Raw genomic sequence first — 18,119 nt, 5'->3', positions numbered from 1 at the left:
CCAGGTCAGGTTCGTGTCCGGCGCCGTCCGTGCCGGGCGTTCCGCCGGGGCCGCCCGGCGGAACGCCCGGAGGAGGCGGGTTGACGCGCAGTAGGCCCCTGGCCACGTGTTTCGCGGATGAATGGGTGAAACTTTCACGTAACACGCAGGCGTCTTCGGGCGTAACGTCACCATGGATGCCCTGTTCGGGCGGCGGGTACACGCCGGGTGGGCTTTCCGTGGCGATGTGGGTCTTGACGGGTCTCTGTACGGCGCCGGGGGTGGTGCCTATGGTTCGTGGGAGCGCTCCCAAGCGCAGAAACCACCGCCAGGAGGACCTTCCCAATGAGATCCACCCCCCGACCGGGAGCCGTGAGCTCCACGGTGCGCCGCGGCCTGGTCGCGGCGGCCGTGCTCGCGATCGGCTCCACGGCGGCCGTGGCCACCGCCACTTCGGCGAGTGCCGCGGTCTCCTGCAAAGTCACCTACTCCGCCAGTCAGTGGCAGGGCGGCATGTCCGCCAACCTGACCATCCAGAACCTGGGCGACGCGCTCAGCAACTGGACGCTCACGTTCACCTTCCCGAACAGCGGCCAGAAGGTCGCCCAGGGCTGGTCGGCCAACTGGAGCCAGTCGGGCAGCAACGTGAGCGCGACCGCGCTCGACTGGAACAAGTCGCTGGCGACCGGCGCGTCCACGAGCCTCGGCTTCAACGGCACCTGGACCAGCAGCAACCCGTCGCCGACCGACTTCAAGATCAACGGCGTCTCCTGCAACGGCACCCCGCAGTCGCCGTCCCAGTCGCCGTCCCAGTCGCCGTCGCGGTCTCCTTCGCAGTCGCCGTCGCAGTCGCCGTCGCAGTCCCCCTCGCAGTCCCCCTCGCAGTCGCCGTCCCAGTCTCCCTCGCAGTCCCCGTCCCAGTCGCCGTCGTACTCGCCGCCGCCGCCCGGGACCCACGTGGACAACCCGTACGTCGGCGCCACGGGTTACGTGAACCCGGACTGGTCGCGGAGCGCGTCGAACGAGCCCGGCGGCTCGCGGATCGCCAACACCTCCACGGCGGTCTGGCTGGACCGCATCGCGGCGATCAGCTCCGGCTCGGCCGGCAACAACAGCATGGGCCTGCGTGACCACCTGGACGAGGCGGTCAGGCAGGACGCGGCCAACGGCAGCGCGCCCCTCACGATCCAGGTCGTCATCTACGACCTGCCGAACCGTGACTGCTCGGCGCTCTCCTCCAACGGTGAGCTGAAGATCGCTAACAACGGTCTCGCGCGGTACAAGTCCGAGTACATCGACGTGATCGCCGGGATCATGGCGGACTCGAAGTACTCCAACCTCCGCATCGTGACGGTCATCGAGCCCGACTCGCTGCCGAACCTGATCACCAACGTCAGCAACTTCCAGGCGTGCCAGGAGGCCCAGTCCTCGGGCGCCTACGTCCAGGGCGTCCAGTACGCGCTGAACAAGCTGCACGCGATCCGGAACGTCTACACCTATGTCGACGCGGCGCACCACGCCTGGCTCGGCTGGGACACCAACTTCGGCCCGGTGGTGAACCTCTTCCACCAGGTCGCGTCCGGGACCACCGCGGGCGTGAACAGCGTCGACGGCTTCATCGTGAACACCGCCAACTTCGGCGCGACGGTCGAGCCGTACTTCACCATCAACACCTCGGTGAACGGCCAGTCGGTGCGTCAGTCCAAGTGGGTCGACTGGAACTACTACGTGGACGAGCAGTCCTTCGCGGTCGGTCTCCGCAACGCCCTGGTGGCGAAGGGCTTCCCGAACACGCTGGGCATGCTGATCGACACCTCCCGCAACGGCTGGGGCGGCTCGGCCCGTCCGACGGGGCCGAGCACGTCCACCAACGTGGACACCTTCGTCAACCAGTCCCGCGTCGACCGCCGGATCCACGCCGGCAACTGGTGCAACCAGTCCGGCGCCGGCATGGGTGAGCGGCCGAAGGCGAACCCCGTCGCCGGTCTCGACGCCTACGTCTGGATCAAGCCCCCGGGTGAGTCCGACGGCTCCAGCTCCGCCATCGACAACAACGAGGGCAAGGGCTTCGACCGGATGTGTGACCCGACCTACACGGGTAACTCGCTGAACGGCAACAACATGTCCGGTGCCCTCGGCGGCGCCCCCGTCTCGGGCCACTGGTTCTCCGCCCAGTTCCAGCAGCTCATGCAGAACGCCTACCCGCCGCTCTCGTAACCCGAGGAACCGCGTAGGCGCACAAGAAGGCGGGCCCCGTCGCGATCGCGACGGGGCCCGCCCCTTTTCTGCGTGTACCGCACCGGTCAGGTGTAGTGGCTCGACCGGCTGCTCCGGGTGAGCTTGAACACGACCGACACGATCAGGGCGATCGCGCCGATGATCAGAACCCACTTCAGTGCGCCGAAGATGAGCCCGATCACGGAGCCGAGAAGGAAGAACCCGACGACGACGGCTGCTGCGATGAGGAGAATGCGTCCCATGCCTTCACGGTACGGGCCGCACTCCCCCCGCTCACAGGGCCGAAGGCCAAGTTCAGGGCAGACTCAGGGTCATCTCAGGGTGCGCCTCGGCAGGGGAGATCAGTCGTTGGCGTGCAGCGCGGCGTTGAGCTCGATGCCCCTGCTCTCCCTGGACACCGCCTCGACGGCCCCGGTCGTCGAGTTGCGCCGCAGCAGCAGGCCCGACTTGCCCGACAGCTCCCTGGCCTTCACGACCTGCCCGTCCGGGAGGGCGACCTTGGTGCCCGCCGTGACGTACAGCCCGGCCTCCACCACGCAGTCGTCGCCCAGCGAGATGCCGATGCCCGAGTTGGCCCCGAGCAGGCACCGCTCGCCGATCGAGATGACCTCCTTGCCGCCGCCGGACAGCGTCCCCATGATCGAGGCGCCGCCGCCCACGTCGGAGCCGTCGCCCACGACGACCCCGGCGGAGATCCGGCCCTCCACCATCGAGGCGCCGAGCGTGCCGGCGTTGTAGTTGACGAAACCCTCGTGCATGACGGTGGTGCCGCTCGCCAGGTGGGCCCCGAGCCGTACGCGGTCGGCGTCGGCGATCCGCACTCCCGCGGGCAGCACGTAGTCGACCATCCGGGGGAACTTGTCCACGCCGTACACGGTCACCGGGCCGCGGGCCCGGAGGCGCAGCCGCACCTCCTCGAAGCCCTCCGCGCGGCACGGGCCGTGGTTGGTCCACACGACGTTGGCCAGCAGCCCGAAGATCCCGTCGAGGTTGAGCCCGCGCGGCCGGACCAGACGGTGGGACAGCAGGTGCAGGCGCAGGTACGCGTCGTGCGCGTCGGCCGGCGGAGCCGCCAGGTCGGCGACGCCGGTGCGCACGGCCACGACCTCGACGCCGCGGGCGGGGTCGGGGCCGACGAGCTCCGCCATGCCCTCGCCCAGGTCCTCGTGGGAGATCGGCTCGGTGCCCACGGCCGGGGGCTCGCCCAGCGCCGGGAAGGGGAACCAGGTGTCCAGCACGGTGCCGTCCGCGGCGATCGTGGCCAGGCCGATGCCGTACGCACCAGAGGTGGAGTCGATAGCTGTCATGGGCACCTACGCTACCGGCTCAGGATCCGGGATCTCCGGGGCGGACCAGACCCGACTCGTAGGCGTGCCGTACGGCCTGGGCGCGGTCGCGCAGGCCGAGCTTGGCGAGCAGCCGGTTGATGTGCGTGCTCACCGTCGCCTCGGCGATCGACAGCGCGGCCGCGATCTCGCCGTTCGACAGCCCCCGCGCGACCAGGCGGAGCACCTGCTCCTCGCGGGCCGTCAGCCCCGACCCGCCGGACGGCGCAGCGGCGGGCCGCGCGCGCCGGTAGGCGTCGACGACCCGCTCCGTCACGGCCGGGTCGAGCAGGACCTCTCCGCGCGCCGCGCTGCGGATCGCCGCGAACAGGTGTTCGGGCGGCGAGACCTTGAGCAGGAAGCCGCTCACCCCCGAGCGCAGGGCGTGGTCGAGGTTCTCGTCGGTGTCGTACGTCGTCAGCAGGATCACCCGCGGCGGCCGCGGGGAGGCGAGGATCCGCCGGGCCGCCTCCAGGCCGTCGAGGCGCGGCATCGCGATGTCGAGCAGCACGACGTCGGGCCGCAGGCTCCGGGCCAGCTCGACCGCGCGCTCGCCGTCGGACGCCTCGTCCAGCACGGCGAGGTCCGGCTGCGTCCCGATGACCAGTCGCAGCCCGGCCCGGACCATCGCCTGGTCGTCGGCGATCAGGATCCCGATCGCACTCGTGCCGTCCGGAGCGTCGTTCACGGCGTCGTTTACGGCGTCGCTCACAGCGGCAGCACCGCCCGGACGCCGAAGCCGCCCGAGGGGAGTGGCGCCGCGGTGAGCGTGCCGCGGAACAGCGCGGCCCGCTCCCGCATGCCGATGAGCCCGTGCCCGCTCCCTCGCGTGCCCGGCCGGGGGCGCCCCTCGCGGGGGCCGTGGTCCACGACGTCGAGGCGCAGCTCCCGCGGGGTGTAGGCGACGGTCACCTCCGCCCGGGTGGCGCCGGCGTGCTTGAGCGTGTTGGTCAGCGCCTCCTGCACGATGCGGTAGGCCGACAGGTCGAGCCCGGCGGACAGCGGCACCGGATCGCCCCGCACCTCCAGGGTCACGTCGAGCCCGGCGGCCCTGACCTGGTCCAGCAGGTCCCGCAGCCCGTCGAGACCGGACCGCGGCCCCGGGACATCGGCCGGCGATCCGCGCAGCAGGCCGAGCATCCGGCGCAGCTCGTCCACGGCGCCCCGGCCGGTCTCCTCGACGGCGGTGAGCACCTGCCGCTCGCGTTCCTGGTCCTCGCGCAGCATGAGCCGTACGCCGCCGGTCTGCATGGTCATCACGCTGACGCTGTGGGCGACGATGTCGTGCAGCTCGCGCGCTATCCGGGCGCGCTCCTCCGCCACCGCCTCGCGGGCCAGCAGTTCGCCGCGCTCGGCGGCCTGCTCGGCGAGCGCGCGGTGCCGGCGTACGGCGAGGCCCGCGCCCGCCGCGATCGCGCACATCACCAGCGCGACGGCGACGTCCCCCGGGCCGGACGGCGGGGACGACGCGGCCAGCATGGCGGCCACGAACGCACCGGTCGCGCCGAGGCCGCACACGGCCTTGACGCCGCGCGGCCGGACCTCCGACAGGAGCGTGAACAACAGCACGAGCTGGGTGTAGAACTGCCAGGCCGCCGCCATCTGGGGCGTCAGGACGAGCAACGCGACGTTGGCGGCGGAGTAGACGGCGAGGATCGCGAAGGGGGCGCGCCGCCGGAACAGCACGCCGGCGGCGGCGACGAGCCCGGCGGCTACCCAGAGGAGCAGATGGCCGCGTGAGGGGGCTGCCGTGCGCCCGCTGACCTCCTCGGCGACCGCGAACAGGCCCACGGCCACCGCGACGAGCCAGTCGACGGGGGCGGGGAGACGGCGGTGGAGCATGACGCAGACAGTAGTGGTCACTCGGTCAGGTATTCACGCCCATTGCATGACAAAAGGGGCACGCCTCCCGGCAGTGTTGGCGGGGCAATGATTCCGGGGATGCCTCCGCGATCAGCCGTCGAACTCGCCGTTCTTCACGCCCGCGATGAAGGCTCTCCATTCGCTCGGGGTGAAGGCCAGGACCGGGCCCGAGCGGTCCTTGCTGTCCCGTACGGCCACCAGCCCCGGCAGGTTCGTCGCCACCTCGACGCAGTTGTTCCCGCTGCCGCTGAAGCTGCTTTTACGCCAGATCGCCATGGACAGGTCATTCATGAGACAGATTGTCCTTGGCGTCGGAGATCAGCTTCAAGCTCTCTTCCGTCGGCAAGGCTGCATCGCAAATCTGCTCGAAGGCCGACCTGTAGCGGTCCACGTGATCGGTGCTCTCGACATAGACATCACCGGCTGTGCCCTCGACGTAGGCGACGTCTGGATCTTCCTCCTCGGCGAAGGAGAGTACGGTGAACGCGCCCTCCAGGCCCGCGTGCTCCCCGGCGGAGTAGGGCAGGATCCGGATCGTCACATTAGGCCGGCGTGCCGCGTTCAAGAGCGCCTCCAACTGGTCACACATCACGCGGTTGCCGCCGATCGGGCGCCGGATGACGCCCTCGTCCATGACCGCATAGAGTTCCGGGGCGTCGGAGCGGCTCAGAAGCGTGCGACGTGCCATGCGCGCCATGACTCGCCTGTGAACGTTGTCGGGGTCGGGCTTCCCGGGCCTTCCCGCAGTGATCACGCTACGCGCGTAGTCCTCGATCTGGAGCAAGCCGGGTACGAGCTGCACTTCCCACTGGCGGATGAGGGCCGCCTCATCTTCGAGACCGACGTACGAGCCGGTGAACACATCGGCATAGGCCGTCCACCATCCCCGCTGCCGGGCGTCCTTCGCGAGTTGGATCAGCCCGGCGCGTGCTTCGGAGCTGACTCCATAAAGGTCGCAGGTGTCGGCCACATCAGCGGGAGTCGCTCGCGTGCGACCCGTCTCGATGCGGCTGACTTTGCTGCGACTCCAGCCAAGCCGGACGGCTGCGGCCTCGGGACTCAAGCCGCTGTTCTCGCGCAGCCTCCGGAGCTCGCGAGCGAGGCGCCTGAGGCGCACCGTAGGGCTGGCAGGTGACATGAGGTCAGTGTGTCGAAGAAGGGCGTCTTCATGTGGCAGATTGCATGGATCAAAACGAATCTGCACAGTGCATTGACAGGCTGCAATTCGACAATCACCATGACCCATATGCAGAGCGAAGTCGACTCATCACGGAAAGCATCTCCGGGTAGCGGCTGATCTGCGTCATTCAGTAGCGGACCCGTCCGTCGCGGGCACGACCGGACGGGTCCTTGATCAGGAAGCGAGGTTCCTGACCCATGACCCAAGATAGGGCCACTGCGCCCGGTACGGAGTTCGCCGGGTGGCGGATCATGAGGAGCGATGTCGGGCGCTTCTGGGCGAGCCGTGAGCGGCCGTTCCCGTCGGAGGCCGAGCAGGCGGGCGCCTGCCGTACCGTCGACGGAGACGACCTGCGCGAACTGTGTAAGGCCATCGCCGAACAGGAGAGCCTGGCTGAGGTGGCGGTGCCACGGTGATCGAAAACCACATCAAGACGTCCGCCGGAGTCGGCCTCGGCGATCGAAAGGGACAAGGCAGCGGGTCCACGTGGGGCATGCCTTTCAGGCTGGGCCGCATGCTGGTCGAGCGTCCGCGTCGGTCGTGTCCACCCTGGTGCATGGAGGCGCACATCGATGAGCCTCCCGGTGAGCGCATCCACAGCGCCTGGCTGCAGTCCATCGAGCTGAACGCGATTCCCCTGGCCGGGCAGCCGCAGCGGTTGTGGATCGATCTCAGCCTCGGTCCGGGTGACGCCGAGCCCCGTGTTCATCTGCAGATCGAGGACCGCTCCTTCGTGGAGTTGACGATCGATGAGGCGCGGAGCGTCGGAACGCATCTGATCGGTCTGGCCGCTCTCGGCGTGATGGAGATCCCGCCGACGTCACCCGCGTGACACTCGTACGCGACGAGCGTCACCGATGAACTGCCCTGCCGCTCGTTGCCGGCTGCGACCGGCAGGGCCTGGGCGGTCTTCCGTAGGCACCTTCCCCGTCGAGGGAGACCGCCCCCGCCGAACGGCCGGCCTGCCGTACAGCCCTCGTTACGGCAGGCGGCCATGGTGCCCGGCCCAGAGGCCTGACGGCTCTCCTCGGAGCCGTGGCCCTTCCCCTGCGGCAGGACACCTCCGCTGGTATCTCAGGCGGCGTTCTCTTCGGGTATGGCCGTCGCCTGGACGGATGCGAGGACCCCGACGAGGGCGTCGACATCGGGGTCGGGGAAGAGGTCCTCGGGGCCGCCAGGGGCCAGCGACGTGAAGGGTGACTCGTAGAGCACGTCAACCTCCATGAAGCCGTTCTTCGCCAGGAAGTCGATCACCAGGGAGACGAAGTGGAGCTGGCTCGCGGTGAGGTTCTTGCCCAACTGGAACTGGTCGAACGCCTTCGCCGCGGCCTCTCGGTCGAGCCCGGTGAGAGACCGGAGGAAGAGGCCGAGCCCGCCGTGCTCGGATTTTGCCCGCTCGATGTCGTCCGCCGTGCCGAATCCGTTCCTGAGGAAGATCAGCTCAAGCTGGTCGAGGTCAGCGGAGGTGATCTGCCGGTTGCGGTGAAGCTTCTGAATCACAAGCTCGTTCTCGTGGCTGCGCAGGTACGTCCGGACCTTGGCTTCGAACTTGGACTTGTCCGTGCCCAGGGACACCCCGTTGATTTGCGTCACGCTCAGGTCGCCAAGCTCGTCTTCGAAGTCGGTGTAGACGATGCCGCGCTTCACCTTGGGAATGAGCTTGACCAGCCCGCGCAGCCGCTTGCGCATGTTCTCCAGCATCGGCAGCGTGACGTCCTCCCACCACTGATCGGTGGTGAGGTCTTCGAGGAACTCCTGCTGCTGCTTGACGTTGGGGATCGTCAGCGTGGTCGGGTCGAGCAGCGCTGAGGCGATCTCCTGCACCTGGTCACGGAGTTTGGAGTAGTCCGCGTCCGCTTGTATCAGGGCGAGTTGCAGTCGCAGCGCGAGCAGGTCGAAGCGCTTGGCTTCATGGCTGTTGTCGTCGTCGCGGAACTCCGTGGGGAGGCCGGCCAGGGTCGAGATGATCTCAGCATGCTTGTCCAGCGTGATGCGCTGCCAGTTCGCAGGTTCGCGGTACGTCTCGACCTCGCGCAGGTGACGGCGCACCTCGACGTTGGCCGTGTTCATGTTGGCCACTTCGGCCTGAAGCCGACTGGCGAGGGACCAGCGCAGATCGACCTCGCTCTTCGTCCCGTCGGGCGTGCCGTCCGGAGACGGAGGCAGGTCGGGGTGCTGCTGGTCGAGCTTGAGCAGCAGGTCCAGCCGCTGCTTGAAAAGCCGCTCGCTGAGCGAGGGCTGCACCCTGCCCTCGGCGGTCGGGAAGTTCTGGTTGAAGAACTCCACGTTCTGGAACAAGTCGAAGACAAGGAAGCCGTTCTTGTCCTGGTTGGGACCGAACAGGTCGGGACAGAGCCGCGTGCCCCGCCCGATCATCTGCCAGAACTTCGTCTTGGACCGCACGAGCTTGGCGAACACCAGATTGACGACCTCGGGCACGTCGATGCCGGTGTCGAGCATGTCAACCGAGATCGCGATGTGCGGAGCCTTGTCCCGGTCGGAAAACTTGTCGATCAATTCTTGGGCGAGCCGCTTCTGATAGGTGATGACCTGCGCGAAGGTGCCCTTGTACTCGGGGAAGAGTTCGTTGAAGCGCTGGACGATGAACTCGGCGTGGTTGTTGTTCCGGGCGAAGACGATGGTCTTGCCTAATCGCTCCCCACCCTCGACCTTCGCGCCGTACGTCATCAGCGTGATGAGTGTCTTGTCGATCGTGTCCGCGTTGAACAGGAACTTGTTGATCTCGTCGGCGCTGATCTCGTCGGGAACGTCGTCGTTCTCCGACCAGTCGAGCGCGTCCCACTTCTCCTTGTCCTCGTCGGAGAGGTCGTCGTACTTGATGCCGCCGCGCTGGAACTTCAGCGGCACGTCCACGGCGGTCGGGGCGACCAGATATCCCTCCGCCACCGCCTCGTCCAAGCCGTAGACGTCGGTGGGCACACCGTCTTCCAGGTGGAAGAGCCGGTAGGTGTTTCGGTCGATCTCGTCCTTCGGGGTGGCGGTCAGCCCGACGAGCAAGGAGTCGAAATAGTCGAAGATCGCGCCGTACTTCTGGTAGACGGACCGGTGCGCCTCATCGATGATGACCAGGTCGAAGTAGCCGGGGCCGAACCTCCGCACACCATCGGTGGTCTCGTTGATGAGGTTCATCATCGTCGGGTAGGTCGAGACGTAGACCCGGCCCTCGTCGTTCTTCTCGTTCAGCAGGTTCACCGTGGGCACGCCCGGCAGGTGCTCCTTGAACGCGTTGGTGGCCTGGGTGACTAGGGCCTTCCGGTCGGCCAGGAACAGCACCCGCTTGACCCAGTTGGCGCGAATCAACTGGTCGACCAGGGCGATGACCGTGCGAGTCTTGCCGGAACCGGTCGCCATCACGAGCAGGGCGTGCCGCAGGCTGTCCTTGTCGAACGTCTCGTCGATGCGGCGGATGGCCCGGCTCTGATAGTGACGGCCGGCGATCTCCTCGTTGATCGGCTCCGTCGTCAGCGGCCGGCGGCTGCTGCGGCGATGGATGAGGGTGCGCAGCTCGTCCTTTGTGTAGAAGCCCTGGACCTTCCGGGGGGGATAGTTCAGGTCGTCCCAGATGAAGGTGTCATAGCCGTTGGTGTAGAAGATCACCGGCCGCTGCCCGTACATCTGCTCAAGGCAGTCGGCGTACACCTTGGCCTGGTTCTGGCCGATGGCCGCATCGTGGCTGGTGCGCTTGGCCTCAACCAGGCCGAGAGGCTTGCCGTTGTCGTCCCACAACACGTAATCGACTTTGCCGGTCCCGGTCTGCGTGTCGGGCATGCCGGTGACTGAGAACTCCCGGTCCTCCTTCTTGTCGAGCGGCCAGCCCGCCTCCTTCAGCAGCAGGTCGATGAGGAGTTTCCGGGTTTCGGCTTCGTTGTAGTCGTGCGTGTCCTGAACAGTCGCGTTGGCCGCCTTGGCCTGCTTGATTTCGGCCCGGAGTTTCGCCAGCTCGGTGTCCAAGTCCTGGTTCTTCCGGAGCTGTTTGGCCAGTTCGGCCTGCTGCTTGGCGAACTCCTCGGCCATTTTCCGGAGTTCGTCCTGCTTCTTCTGCCTGACCTCGGCAGGCATGGGCTTGGGAATCAGCGTCTGGTCGAATGCCAGGCCGGCGGCGGGCAGAGCATTCTGGTTTCGGGCGTACCGTCGGGCGAGCCAGTACATGACGTGAAACAGCTCGGCCACGGTCTTGACCGCGTCCTCGGGCGGAACCGGTCCGTGCCGATGCACGGCTGTGTTCCCCTGGCGCCGGATGAGGTCCATCTTGGTGCGGATCACCGGGCCGACCAGTTTCACCATGGTCGGCTCAGTGATCAGCGCCGCGAGGTCATCCCGGTACGGCAGCCGCAGTGTGTCGTCGGCCGTGTAGAGCCAGGTGACCGCCAGTTCGAGCGTGCGCCGGGCGTAGAAGCACGACACTCGCGGATCGGCGATCGCGAGCCGCTCCGCCCGCCCCGCTTCTTCGTATAAATCAGGCCATTCCGGACAAAGGAACTCGAAGTTGCCCAACGGACACCCTCCGGGGAAGGATTCAGTTATCCCGATTGTCCCACAAGTCTCCTCGGAACGCGCGCTGCTGCAATGAAGCGAGCAGTGTATCTAGGGCGGCCAGATGTAGGGTATGAGTGCACCGGAGGGCGGCTATCTCAGAAATCTTGGACTCAAACTCCTGCTGAAGAGTTACAGGGGGTAAAAAGATCTGGATGCCACCCAATCCTTCGATATTGATATTGAACTGCCCTGCAGATGTCTTACTTTTTGCGCGAATTGCCGCACGAGTGCTCCGCCCCAGCATATACTCTCTGGCAAAGGTCGGGTTAATTTGACTATTGTCGAGTCTTGCGCGTATCAGGTAGGAGGCATATATGAAGTTATCTACATCGAGCCCCGATAACTCGACGGATGATTTGGCGAATAGTGCACAGCGTCCGACATAGTCAGGATTGCCGTTAGTCCTTACGAACAGGAGGTCGCCGTCCTCCAAGCGAAGTCTATCGAGTTCGGCTACTGTCACTGGAACGCATTTCAGATCGGAAATGTTGAGCGCCCCTCCGATGACATTTGGAATGCGTAGAGCGGGAAACCCGGTGTTTGTAGACTTGTTTGATGTTCCATACCTGAATTCATGAACTACATCTCTGAACCTCCCTGTCCTCCATCTACGAGGGTTGGTTTCTGGGTCGCCAAACATCTCAAGGAAGATGGACTTGCTGAGGTTGTCGAGGAGGGTGATTGCCTCTCGGCGCTTGGCGCGTAGTTTATCGGCGTAATCTAGTGCTTCGACGACTTTACCCTGCTCATATAGGGAGGGAAGGGGTACTTCAAGCCTGGCGAGTTTCGCCTTGTTGAGAGTTTTTCCCATTACTGCATCATTGGTTTCTGCCGTCAGTGGAATCGTTTGCAGCGCCCAGTAGAGGAAGTCGCTTGTTATGACCTCGGGGTCTTTTATGTGGAGCGCGGCAATAGCCTCATTGGTGTACATGGGAATCTTGGTGATGCCAACTTTTCCGATGCTCAATTTAAAGCTGAGGACGACCGTTTCTGGGGGGATGGGCGCCCCCATCAAGCGTTCGGCAGCGAATTGACTAATCTGTTCCTTGGTTCGCCTGAGTATGCGGCCTTGATTCATGTCGGAAATCGAAAGCCAGGGCCATCCTTCGCCCCAGTAGGCTGGCTCATTCCGGGCGGGGGTTCGCCCTATTTTTATCTCACATAGCTCGGCCAGCCTGCGTGTTTTCAAAGCCATTACTCCAGCATTCCCTTCAGCTCGGACATGACCTGCTGGATTTCGGACTCGATCTGCTCCAGCTCGTCCAGGATTTCCATCGGTGGGCGGTGTTCGACCTCCTTGTGAACAATCTCCTTGTACCGATTGAGGCTCAGGTCGTATTCCTGGGAAGCGATATCGGCCTTGGGGACAAGGAAGCTCTGCTCCGTTCGGGCCCGCTGCTTCTCACTGCCGTTGCGAAGTGCCCACCTTGCGAGAACATCAGGGAGGTTGTTCTTGGCATGCTCGGCCTCATCGAGCTGAGTCGTCGGCGTGGGACCAAGCTTGTTCTCGCTCAACAGCGGAGCGCGCTTGTCGTCGAGGGTGAATCCGTCGGCGGTGACCTCATAGAACCAGACGTCGTCCGTGCCGCCATTGTTGGTCTTGGTGAAGAACAAGATGGCCGTCGAAACTCCGGCGTACGGCTTGAAGACACCGCTCGGGAGTTTGACCACCGCGTCGAGCTTGTGGTCTTCGACCAGGATGCGGCGGAGTTCCCTGTGAGCCCCAGTTGAACCAAAGAGCACACCCTCCGGAACGATGACGGCTGCCCGGCCGCCCGGCTTGAGCAGGCGGAGGAAGAGCGCCAGGAACAGCAGCTCGGTTTTCTTGGTCTTGACGACCTTGAGGAGGTCCTTGGCGGTGGTCTCGTAGTCGAGGCTTCCGGCGAAGGGCGGGTTGGCCAGGATCATCGTGTAGCGCCCGGCCTCACTCGCGGTGCTCTCAGCCAAGGAGTCGCGATAGCGGATGTCCGGCCGCTCAATCTCGTGCTGCAGCATGTTCATGCTGGCGATCCGCAGCATCGTGCTGTCGAAGTCGAAGCCGTGGAACATGCTCTCGTTGAAGTGGCGTCGCTGAGCCAGGTCGAGCAGCGCGTCCTTGTGGGTCCGGTTGACGTACTGAGCCGCTGCCACCAGGAAGCCGGCGGTGCCGCAAGCCGGGTCGCAGATCTCGTCCTGCGGGCCGGGGGCCATCATCTCCACGATGAGCTGGATGATGTGACGCGGGGTGCGGAACTGCCCGTTCTGCCCAGCGGTAGCGATCTTGCTGAGCATGTACTCGTATAGATCGCCCTTGGTGTCCTGCTCGCCCAAGCGGATCTCGTCGAGCATATCGACGACCTTGGTGAGCAGGTTCGCCGTCGGCATTGTGAACCGGGCGTCCTTCATGTGGTGGGAGTAGGTGGAGTCTTCTCCGCCCAGGTCGCGTAGCCAGGGGAAGACCGCGTCCCGCACCACCTGGTGCATGCTCTCCGGGTGCAGTTCGGTGAACTCCGACCAACGAAGCGCGTTGGTCTCCTCGGTATAGATGGGGTTCTCGATCGGCTTCCCGCTCCGGCTGGCCTTGCGCTCCTTCGCGGTCTGGATGTCTTCCAGCCGACGAATGAACATCAGGTAGGTGATCTGCTCGATGACTTCCAGAGGGTTGGAGATCCCGCCCGACCAGAAGGCGTCCCAGATCCGGTCAATCTTGCTCTTCAGTTCACCCGTAATCACGATGCGTTAGCGTAGCGGAGCGGCCCGATACTCCATCGGCTTCCGCCACAGATCGTGACCTACGGCCAAGGGCAGCATCTCCTTACCGGACGGAGTCGGGGAGGGCGCTCAGGCTCTCGTCAACGTCAGCCGAGCCACCCCTTGGCCGAGATGGGCAAGCGCCTGGGGCTCACGCTGAACATCACCGATGATCCGAGCTCCGGGGCGGTGCTGATCCCCGACAACGTTGGCGGGGGGATGCGGGGGGCGCGGAAATCCGCCTGGAGGGGGACCAGGGGTCAAAGAGCGCTATGACGACGGGTCCCGGGACCGATCCGTACGGTCCTCCGCATGCTTACCAACGCGAACTCCTTCCGCCGCGTCGCGGCGGGCGCCAGCCTCGTCCTCGCTCCGCTCTGCCTGCTCCTCGGCATGGCCGCCGACCCTTCGGAGCCGGGGGTCGAGGACCCCCTGGTGTACGCGCACAACCCGGGCGCCGTGGGCGTCAGCGCGACCCTCCTCCACTACGCGTGGATCCTGTGGGTCCCCGGTGTGATCGGCCTCGTCCACCTCGTACGCAGGAAGGGCGTGGTGCTCGCCCACATCGCCGGGGTGATCGCGGTCCTCGGCCTGATCAACTTCTCGGCGCTCATGATCTCCGACTTCTTCGACATCGTGGCCTACCAGATGCTCCCGGCGGACCAGGCGGAGAAGCTCATGCAGGACGCGGCGCAGCCCGCGATGATCGCCGCCTGGCAGATGCCCGGCATGATCGGAAGCTTCCTCGGGCTCGTCCTCGTGGCCGTCGCGTACGCCCGGGCAGGCCGGGCGGGGTGGTGGTTCCCGGCCGGTGTGCTGGCCGGGATCATCGTCTGGCTGTTCGGCGCGAGCGCCTGGAACCTCGTCCTGGGGCTCGGCGGCCCGGTCATCCTGCTCGTGGTCTTCGGTGTCGTGGGCGTCTCGATGATCCGGATGCGGGACGAGGAGTGGGCCGCGACCTCCGCGTGACCCCTGTTGTCACCCTGTTTCGCCGGGTCTCAGGTTGAAAGAGGCGTTTGCGGGGAAAGTTGACTCGGCACCACCGAGTCGTGTGAGACGGGTCGCGTGAGGCGAGGGGGGCGGATGGCCGACGTGCAGGAGTACGCTCGGAGCTGCTTCCGCGGAGCCGCGTCGAACCGTTTGGGCGTCGAGCTGGAGTTCCTGGTGTTCGACGCGGTGGACCCGGCGAGGCCGGTCCCCGTCGCCAGGATCGCGGACGCGCTCCCGCCGCTCCCGGGCGGCAGCAAGGTGACCTTCGAGCCCGGCGGTCAGCTCGAACTGTCGGCCCCGCCGGACGCCCTGCCCGCCGCGATCGCCAAGCTCACCGCCGACGTCGAGGCCGTACGGCTCGCCCTCACCCGGGCCGGGCTGCGGCTGGGCAACCGCGGCCTCGACGTGCTCCGCCCGCCGGCCAGGCAGCTGACCGAGCCGAGGTACGAGGCGATGGACGCCTTCCTGGGCCGTCCGTACGGCCGGACGATGATGTGCTCGACGGCCTCGATCCAGGTCAACCTGGACTTCGGCGACGATCCGCGGAGCCGCTGGGAACGCGCCCACGCGCTCGGCCCGGTGCTCGTGGCCGCCTTCGCCAACTCACCCGCCGGGGGGTGGGTCTCCGGGCGTCAGGCCGTGTGGAGCCGTCTCGATCCGACCAGGACCGCTCCCGTCGCACAACGCCTGGACGGGGGAGGCGACCCGGCGGACGACTGGGCGCGCTACCTCCTCGACGCGCGTCTGATGATGGTCCGGGAGGGCGACGACTGCCGGCCCGTCCTCGACGGCTCGGCGTTCCGCGACTTCGCCCGGGTGGCCGGGCGGCCCGCCGGCGAGGCCGACCTCGTCTACCACGCGACCACGCTCTTCCCGCCGGTGCGGCCCCGGGGCTGGCTGGAGGTGCGCTACCTCGACGCGCAGGGTCCCGCCGGATGGCCCGTGTGCGCGGCCGTCGTCCACGCGCTCGTCACCGACGACCAGGCGGCGGCGACCGCCATGGAGGCCGCCCGGCCGCTCGCCGGCAGGTGGACGGACGCCGCCCGCCTCGGGCTCACCGACTCCGCCCTGCGCCGCTGCGCCTCCGTCTGCTTCCGCGCCGCCGCCGAGGCCCTGCCCCGGCTCGGAGCCGGGCCCCGGCTGGTCGGCCGGGTCCGCGCCTTCGCCTCCCGGCACATCGAATCCGGCCGCCCACCGGCCACCGACCGGATGGAGGAGATGTTCGCGTGACCGAACTCGACATCGGCATGCCCGGACTGAAGGACAGGATCGCGGCCGAACTCGCCGCCGTACGGGAGAGGTCCCTCGTCTACACCGACGCCGACGACGACGTATTGACGCGCCAGCACTCGCCTCTCATGTCGCCGCTGGTCTGGGACCTCGCCCACGTCGGCAACTACGAGGAGCTGTGGGTGCTGCGGGAGGTGGGCGGCATCGAGCCGCTGCGCCCGGAGATCGACCACCTCTACGACGCGTTCAGGTATCCGCGCGCGGACCGGCCCACGCTGCCGCTGCTCGCCCCGGCCGAGGCCAGGAGGTATATCTCAGGCGTACGCGGCCGGGTGCTCGACGTCCTCGACCGGCTGGACCCGGCCGACCCCGACCCGCTGCGGGCCGGCGGTTTCGTCTTCGGGCTGGTCCTGCAGCACGAGCACCAGCACGACGAGACCATGCTGGCCACGCTGCAGCTGTCCCGGCGGCCGGGGCTGGTGCGGGACGGCGAGCTGCCGCCCGGCGCTCCGGCCGCCGATCCCGAGGTCCACATCCCCGCCGGGATCTTCACCATGGGCACGGACACGGTGGCCTGGGCGTACGACAACGAACGCCCGGCGCACCGGCGGCACCTGCCGGGCTACTGGATCGACCGTCACCCCGTCACCTGCGGGGCGTACCTGCGGTTCGTCGAGGACGGCGGCTACCGAGACCCGCGCTGGTGGCTGCCGCAGGGCTGGGAGTGGGTCGAGCGGAGCGGTGTGGACGCCCCGCTGTTCTGGACGAGGGACGGCGACACCTGGTGGCGGCTCCGCTTCGGCCGGGAGGAGCCGGTGCCGCCGGACGAGCCGGTCCAGCACGTCTCGTGGTACGAGGCCGACGCGTACGCCCGGTGGGCGGGCAAGCGGCTGCCGACCGAGGCCGAGTGGGAGAAGGCGTGCGGTGGCCGCGAGTATCCCTGGGGTGACGCCGGGCCCGGCGACCTCGGCGACCGGGCCAACCTGGGACATCGGGCAGCCCGGCCCGCGCCGGCCGGGGCGTACCCGGCGGGAGCGAGCCCCTACGGCGTCGAGCAACTCGTCGGCGACGTCTGGGAGTGGACGGACTCGTGGTTCCAGCCCTACCCGGGCTTCCGGAGCTTCCCGTACAAGGAGTACAGCGAGGTGTTCTTCGGGGAGACCTACCGGGTGCTGCGCGGCGGGTCGTGGGCCACCCATCCCTCCGCGGTGCGGACGACCTTCCGCAACTGGGACCTCCCGATCCGCAGGCAGATCTTCGCCGGGTTCCGCTGCGCCCGCTCGGAGGACTAGGCGATGTGCCGCCACGCGGCGTGGCTGGGGCCGGCGAGGTCTCTGGCCTCGCTCGTCAGCGACCCCGAGCACGGCCTGCTTCGCCAGTCGTACGCGCCGCGCCTGCAGAGGTACGGCACCGTGAACGCCGACGGGTTCGGGTTCGGGTGGTACGACGCGGCCCTGCCGGAGCCGGTCCGCTACCGCCGGGCGGTGCCGATGTGGGCGGACGCCAACATGCCCGGCCTCGCCGCGGCGGCACGCTCGTCGTGCCTGCTCGCGGCGGTGCGGTCGGCCACGACCGGCATGCCGGTCGAGGAGACGGCGACGGCGCCGTTCGCCGACGGGCGCTGGCTGCTCAGCCACAACGGCAGGGTCCGGCGCGAGGCGGTCCGGCCCCTGGTGACCGGCGTGGAGGCCGACCCGGAGAGCGCGTGCGACTCGGCGTGGCTCGCCGCGGCGGTGTTCGCCCGTCTTCGCGGCGGTGTGCCGCTCGCCGACGCGCTGCCCCTCGTCGTGCGCGGGGCCGCGGAGGGCGACCGGCACGCGCGGCTCAACCTGCTCGTGACGGGCGGCGCGGAGGTGGCGGCCGTCGCCTGGGGCGACACCCTGTTCACCCACCTGGAGGAGGGAGTGCTCGTGTCCAGCGAGCCGCTGGACGACCGGCCCGGATGGCGGCCGGTGCCCGACCGCAGTCTGCTGCTCGCCTCCCCCGACGGCGTGGCGGTGACACCCATCGACTGAGAGGTGGCCCAT

Annotated in this window: 16 protein-coding genes; 7 read left to right on the top strand and 9 right to left on the bottom strand. The window is 67.4% G+C overall.

What is annotated here, in order from left to right; translation table 11 throughout:
- Nucleotides 1-351 precede the first annotated feature (351 nt).
- Complete coding sequence (locus HHX33_RS06895; RefSeq protein ID WP_396784297.1) at nt 352-2,196, top strand: glycoside hydrolase family 6 protein; 1,845 nt, start codon at nt 352-354, stop codon at nt 2,194-2,196.
- A gap of 86 nt (nt 2,197-2,282) precedes the next feature.
- Here HHX33_RS06895 and HHX33_RS06890 read toward each other — a convergent pair whose 3' ends face one another.
- From HHX33_RS06890 to HHX33_RS06865, 6 genes are all read right to left on the bottom strand, one after another.
- The gene (locus HHX33_RS06890) at nt 2,283-2,459 is read right to left on the bottom strand and encodes a hypothetical protein (RefSeq protein ID WP_182873855.1); all 177 of its coding nucleotides are present in this window, start codon (nt 2,457-2,459) and stop codon (nt 2,283-2,285) included.
- A 99-nt stretch (nt 2,460-2,558) separates the two neighbouring features.
- Nucleotides 2,559-3,524, bottom strand: a complete 966-nt coding sequence (gene dapD / locus HHX33_RS06885; RefSeq protein WP_182873854.1) for a 2,3,4,5-tetrahydropyridine-2,6-dicarboxylate N-succinyltransferase — start codon at nt 3,522-3,524, stop codon at nt 2,559-2,561.
- A 19-nt stretch (nt 3,525-3,543) separates the two neighbouring features.
- A complete protein-coding gene (locus HHX33_RS06880) occupies nt 3,544-4,254 on the bottom strand; it encodes a response regulator transcription factor (protein ID WP_310741248.1) in 711 nt (236 codons plus the stop codon).
- Complete coding sequence (locus HHX33_RS06875; protein ID WP_182873853.1) at nt 4,251-5,384, bottom strand: sensor histidine kinase; 1,134 nt, start codon at nt 5,382-5,384, stop codon at nt 4,251-4,253. Before HHX33_RS06875 ends, HHX33_RS06880 begins: the two co-directional genes overlap by 4 nt.
- Nucleotides 5,385-5,495: 111 nt before the next feature.
- Nucleotides 5,496-5,696, bottom strand: coding sequence for a DUF397 domain-containing protein (locus HHX33_RS06870; protein ID WP_182873852.1), 201 nt, complete (start codon nt 5,694-5,696; stop codon nt 5,496-5,498).
- A complete protein-coding gene (locus HHX33_RS06865; protein ID WP_182873851.1) occupies nt 5,689-6,543 on the bottom strand; it encodes a helix-turn-helix domain-containing protein in 855 nt (284 codons plus the stop codon). The genes HHX33_RS06870 and HHX33_RS06865 overlap by 8 nt, the downstream gene beginning before the upstream one ends.
- A gap of 293 nt (nt 6,544-6,836) precedes the next feature.
- Between HHX33_RS06865 and HHX33_RS06860 the strand changes: the two genes are divergently transcribed.
- Nucleotides 6,837-7,001: a hypothetical protein gene (locus HHX33_RS06860; protein WP_259402221.1), complete on the top strand. Its 165-nt coding sequence runs from the start codon at nt 6,837-6,839 to the stop codon at nt 6,999-7,001.
- A complete protein-coding gene (locus tag HHX33_RS06855) occupies nt 6,998-7,417 on the top strand; it encodes a hypothetical protein (RefSeq protein ID WP_182873849.1) in 420 nt (139 codons plus the stop codon). The genes HHX33_RS06860 and HHX33_RS06855 overlap by 4 nt, the downstream gene beginning before the upstream one ends.
- A gap of 242 nt (nt 7,418-7,659) precedes the next feature.
- On the opposite strand, the gene HHX33_RS06850 is transcribed toward HHX33_RS06855, so the two are convergent.
- From HHX33_RS06850 to HHX33_RS06840, 3 genes are read right to left on the bottom strand one after another with little or no spacing between them, the layout of a single operon-like run.
- A complete protein-coding gene (locus HHX33_RS06850) occupies nt 7,660-11,100 on the bottom strand; it encodes a DEAD/DEAH box helicase family protein (RefSeq protein ID WP_182873848.1) in 3,441 nt (1,146 codons plus the stop codon).
- A 22-nt stretch (nt 11,101-11,122) separates the two neighbouring features.
- Entirely contained in the window at nt 11,123-12,337 is a 1,215-nt protein-coding gene (locus HHX33_RS06845; protein WP_182873847.1) for a restriction endonuclease subunit S, read from the bottom strand.
- The gene (locus HHX33_RS06840) at nt 12,337-13,854 is read right to left on the bottom strand and encodes a type I restriction-modification system subunit M (protein WP_182873846.1); all 1,518 of its coding nucleotides are present in this window, start codon (nt 13,852-13,854) and stop codon (nt 12,337-12,339) included. Before HHX33_RS06840 ends, HHX33_RS06845 begins: the two co-directional genes overlap by 1 nt.
- A gap of 330 nt (nt 13,855-14,184) precedes the next feature.
- On the opposite strand from HHX33_RS06840, the gene HHX33_RS06835 reads away from it, so the two are divergent.
- From HHX33_RS06835 to egtC, 4 genes are all read left to right on the top strand, one after another.
- Nucleotides 14,185-14,841: a hypothetical protein gene (locus HHX33_RS06835; protein ID WP_138462104.1), complete on the top strand. Its 657-nt coding sequence runs from the start codon at nt 14,185-14,187 to the stop codon at nt 14,839-14,841.
- 114 nt (nt 14,842-14,955) lie between these two features.
- Nucleotides 14,956-16,092, top strand: coding sequence for an ergothioneine biosynthesis glutamate--cysteine ligase EgtA (gene egtA, locus HHX33_RS06830; protein WP_182873845.1), 1,137 nt, complete (start codon nt 14,956-14,958; stop codon nt 16,090-16,092).
- 17 nt (nt 16,093-16,109) lie between these two features.
- Nucleotides 16,110-17,384, top strand: a complete 1,275-nt coding sequence (gene egtB, locus HHX33_RS06825) for an ergothioneine biosynthesis protein EgtB (protein ID WP_182873951.1) — start codon at nt 16,110-16,112, stop codon at nt 17,382-17,384.
- A gap of 3 nt (nt 17,385-17,387) precedes the next feature.
- Nucleotides 17,388-18,107 carry an ergothioneine biosynthesis protein EgtC gene (gene egtC / locus HHX33_RS06820; protein WP_182873844.1) on the top strand — a complete coding sequence of 240 codons (720 nt, stop codon included), beginning with the start codon at nt 17,388-17,390 and terminating at the stop codon, nt 18,105-18,107.
- Nucleotides 18,108-18,119 lie beyond the last annotated feature (12 nt).

The sequence above is a fragment of the Microbispora sp. H10670 genome (assembly GCF_014161385.1).
Classification (GTDB): Bacteria; Actinomycetota; Actinomycetes; order Streptosporangiales; family Streptosporangiaceae; genus Microbispora; species Microbispora triticiradicis.
The sequence above is the reverse complement of the archived record's forward strand: the minus strand, read 5'-3'. Positions and strand labels throughout refer to the sequence as shown.

Excerpts from the sequence above, each read along its gene's own strand:
- HHX33_RS06890 (WP_182873855.1), bottom strand. The coding sequence starts at position 2,459 with ATGGGACGCATTCTCCTCATCGCAGCAGCCGTCGTCGTCGGGTTCTTC.
- dapD (WP_182873854.1), bottom strand. The coding sequence starts at position 3,524 with ATGACAGCTATCGACTCCACCTCTGGTGCGTACGGCATCGGCCTGGCC.
- HHX33_RS06875 (WP_182873853.1), bottom strand. The coding sequence starts at position 5,384 with ATGCTCCACCGCCGTCTCCCCGCCCCCGTCGACTGGCTCGTCGCGGTG.
- HHX33_RS06870 (WP_182873852.1), bottom strand. The coding sequence starts at position 5,696 with ATGAATGACCTGTCCATGGCGATCTGGCGTAAAAGCAGCTTCAGCGGC.
- HHX33_RS06865 (WP_182873851.1), bottom strand. The coding sequence starts at position 6,543 with ATGTCACCTGCCAGCCCTACGGTGCGCCTCAGGCGCCTCGCTCGCGAG.
- HHX33_RS06860 (WP_259402221.1), top strand. The coding sequence starts at position 6,837 with ATGAGGAGCGATGTCGGGCGCTTCTGGGCGAGCCGTGAGCGGCCGTTC.
- HHX33_RS06845 (WP_182873847.1), bottom strand. The coding sequence starts at position 12,337 with ATGGCTTTGAAAACACGCAGGCTGGCCGAGCTATGTGAGATAAAAATA.
- HHX33_RS06835 (WP_138462104.1), top strand. The coding sequence starts at position 14,185 with ATGCTTACCAACGCGAACTCCTTCCGCCGCGTCGCGGCGGGCGCCAGC.
- egtA (WP_182873845.1), top strand. The coding sequence starts at position 14,956 with ATGGCCGACGTGCAGGAGTACGCTCGGAGCTGCTTCCGCGGAGCCGCG.
- egtB (WP_182873951.1), top strand. The coding sequence starts at position 16,110 with ATGCCCGGACTGAAGGACAGGATCGCGGCCGAACTCGCCGCCGTACGG.
- egtC (WP_182873844.1), top strand. The coding sequence starts at position 17,388 with ATGTGCCGCCACGCGGCGTGGCTGGGGCCGGCGAGGTCTCTGGCCTCG.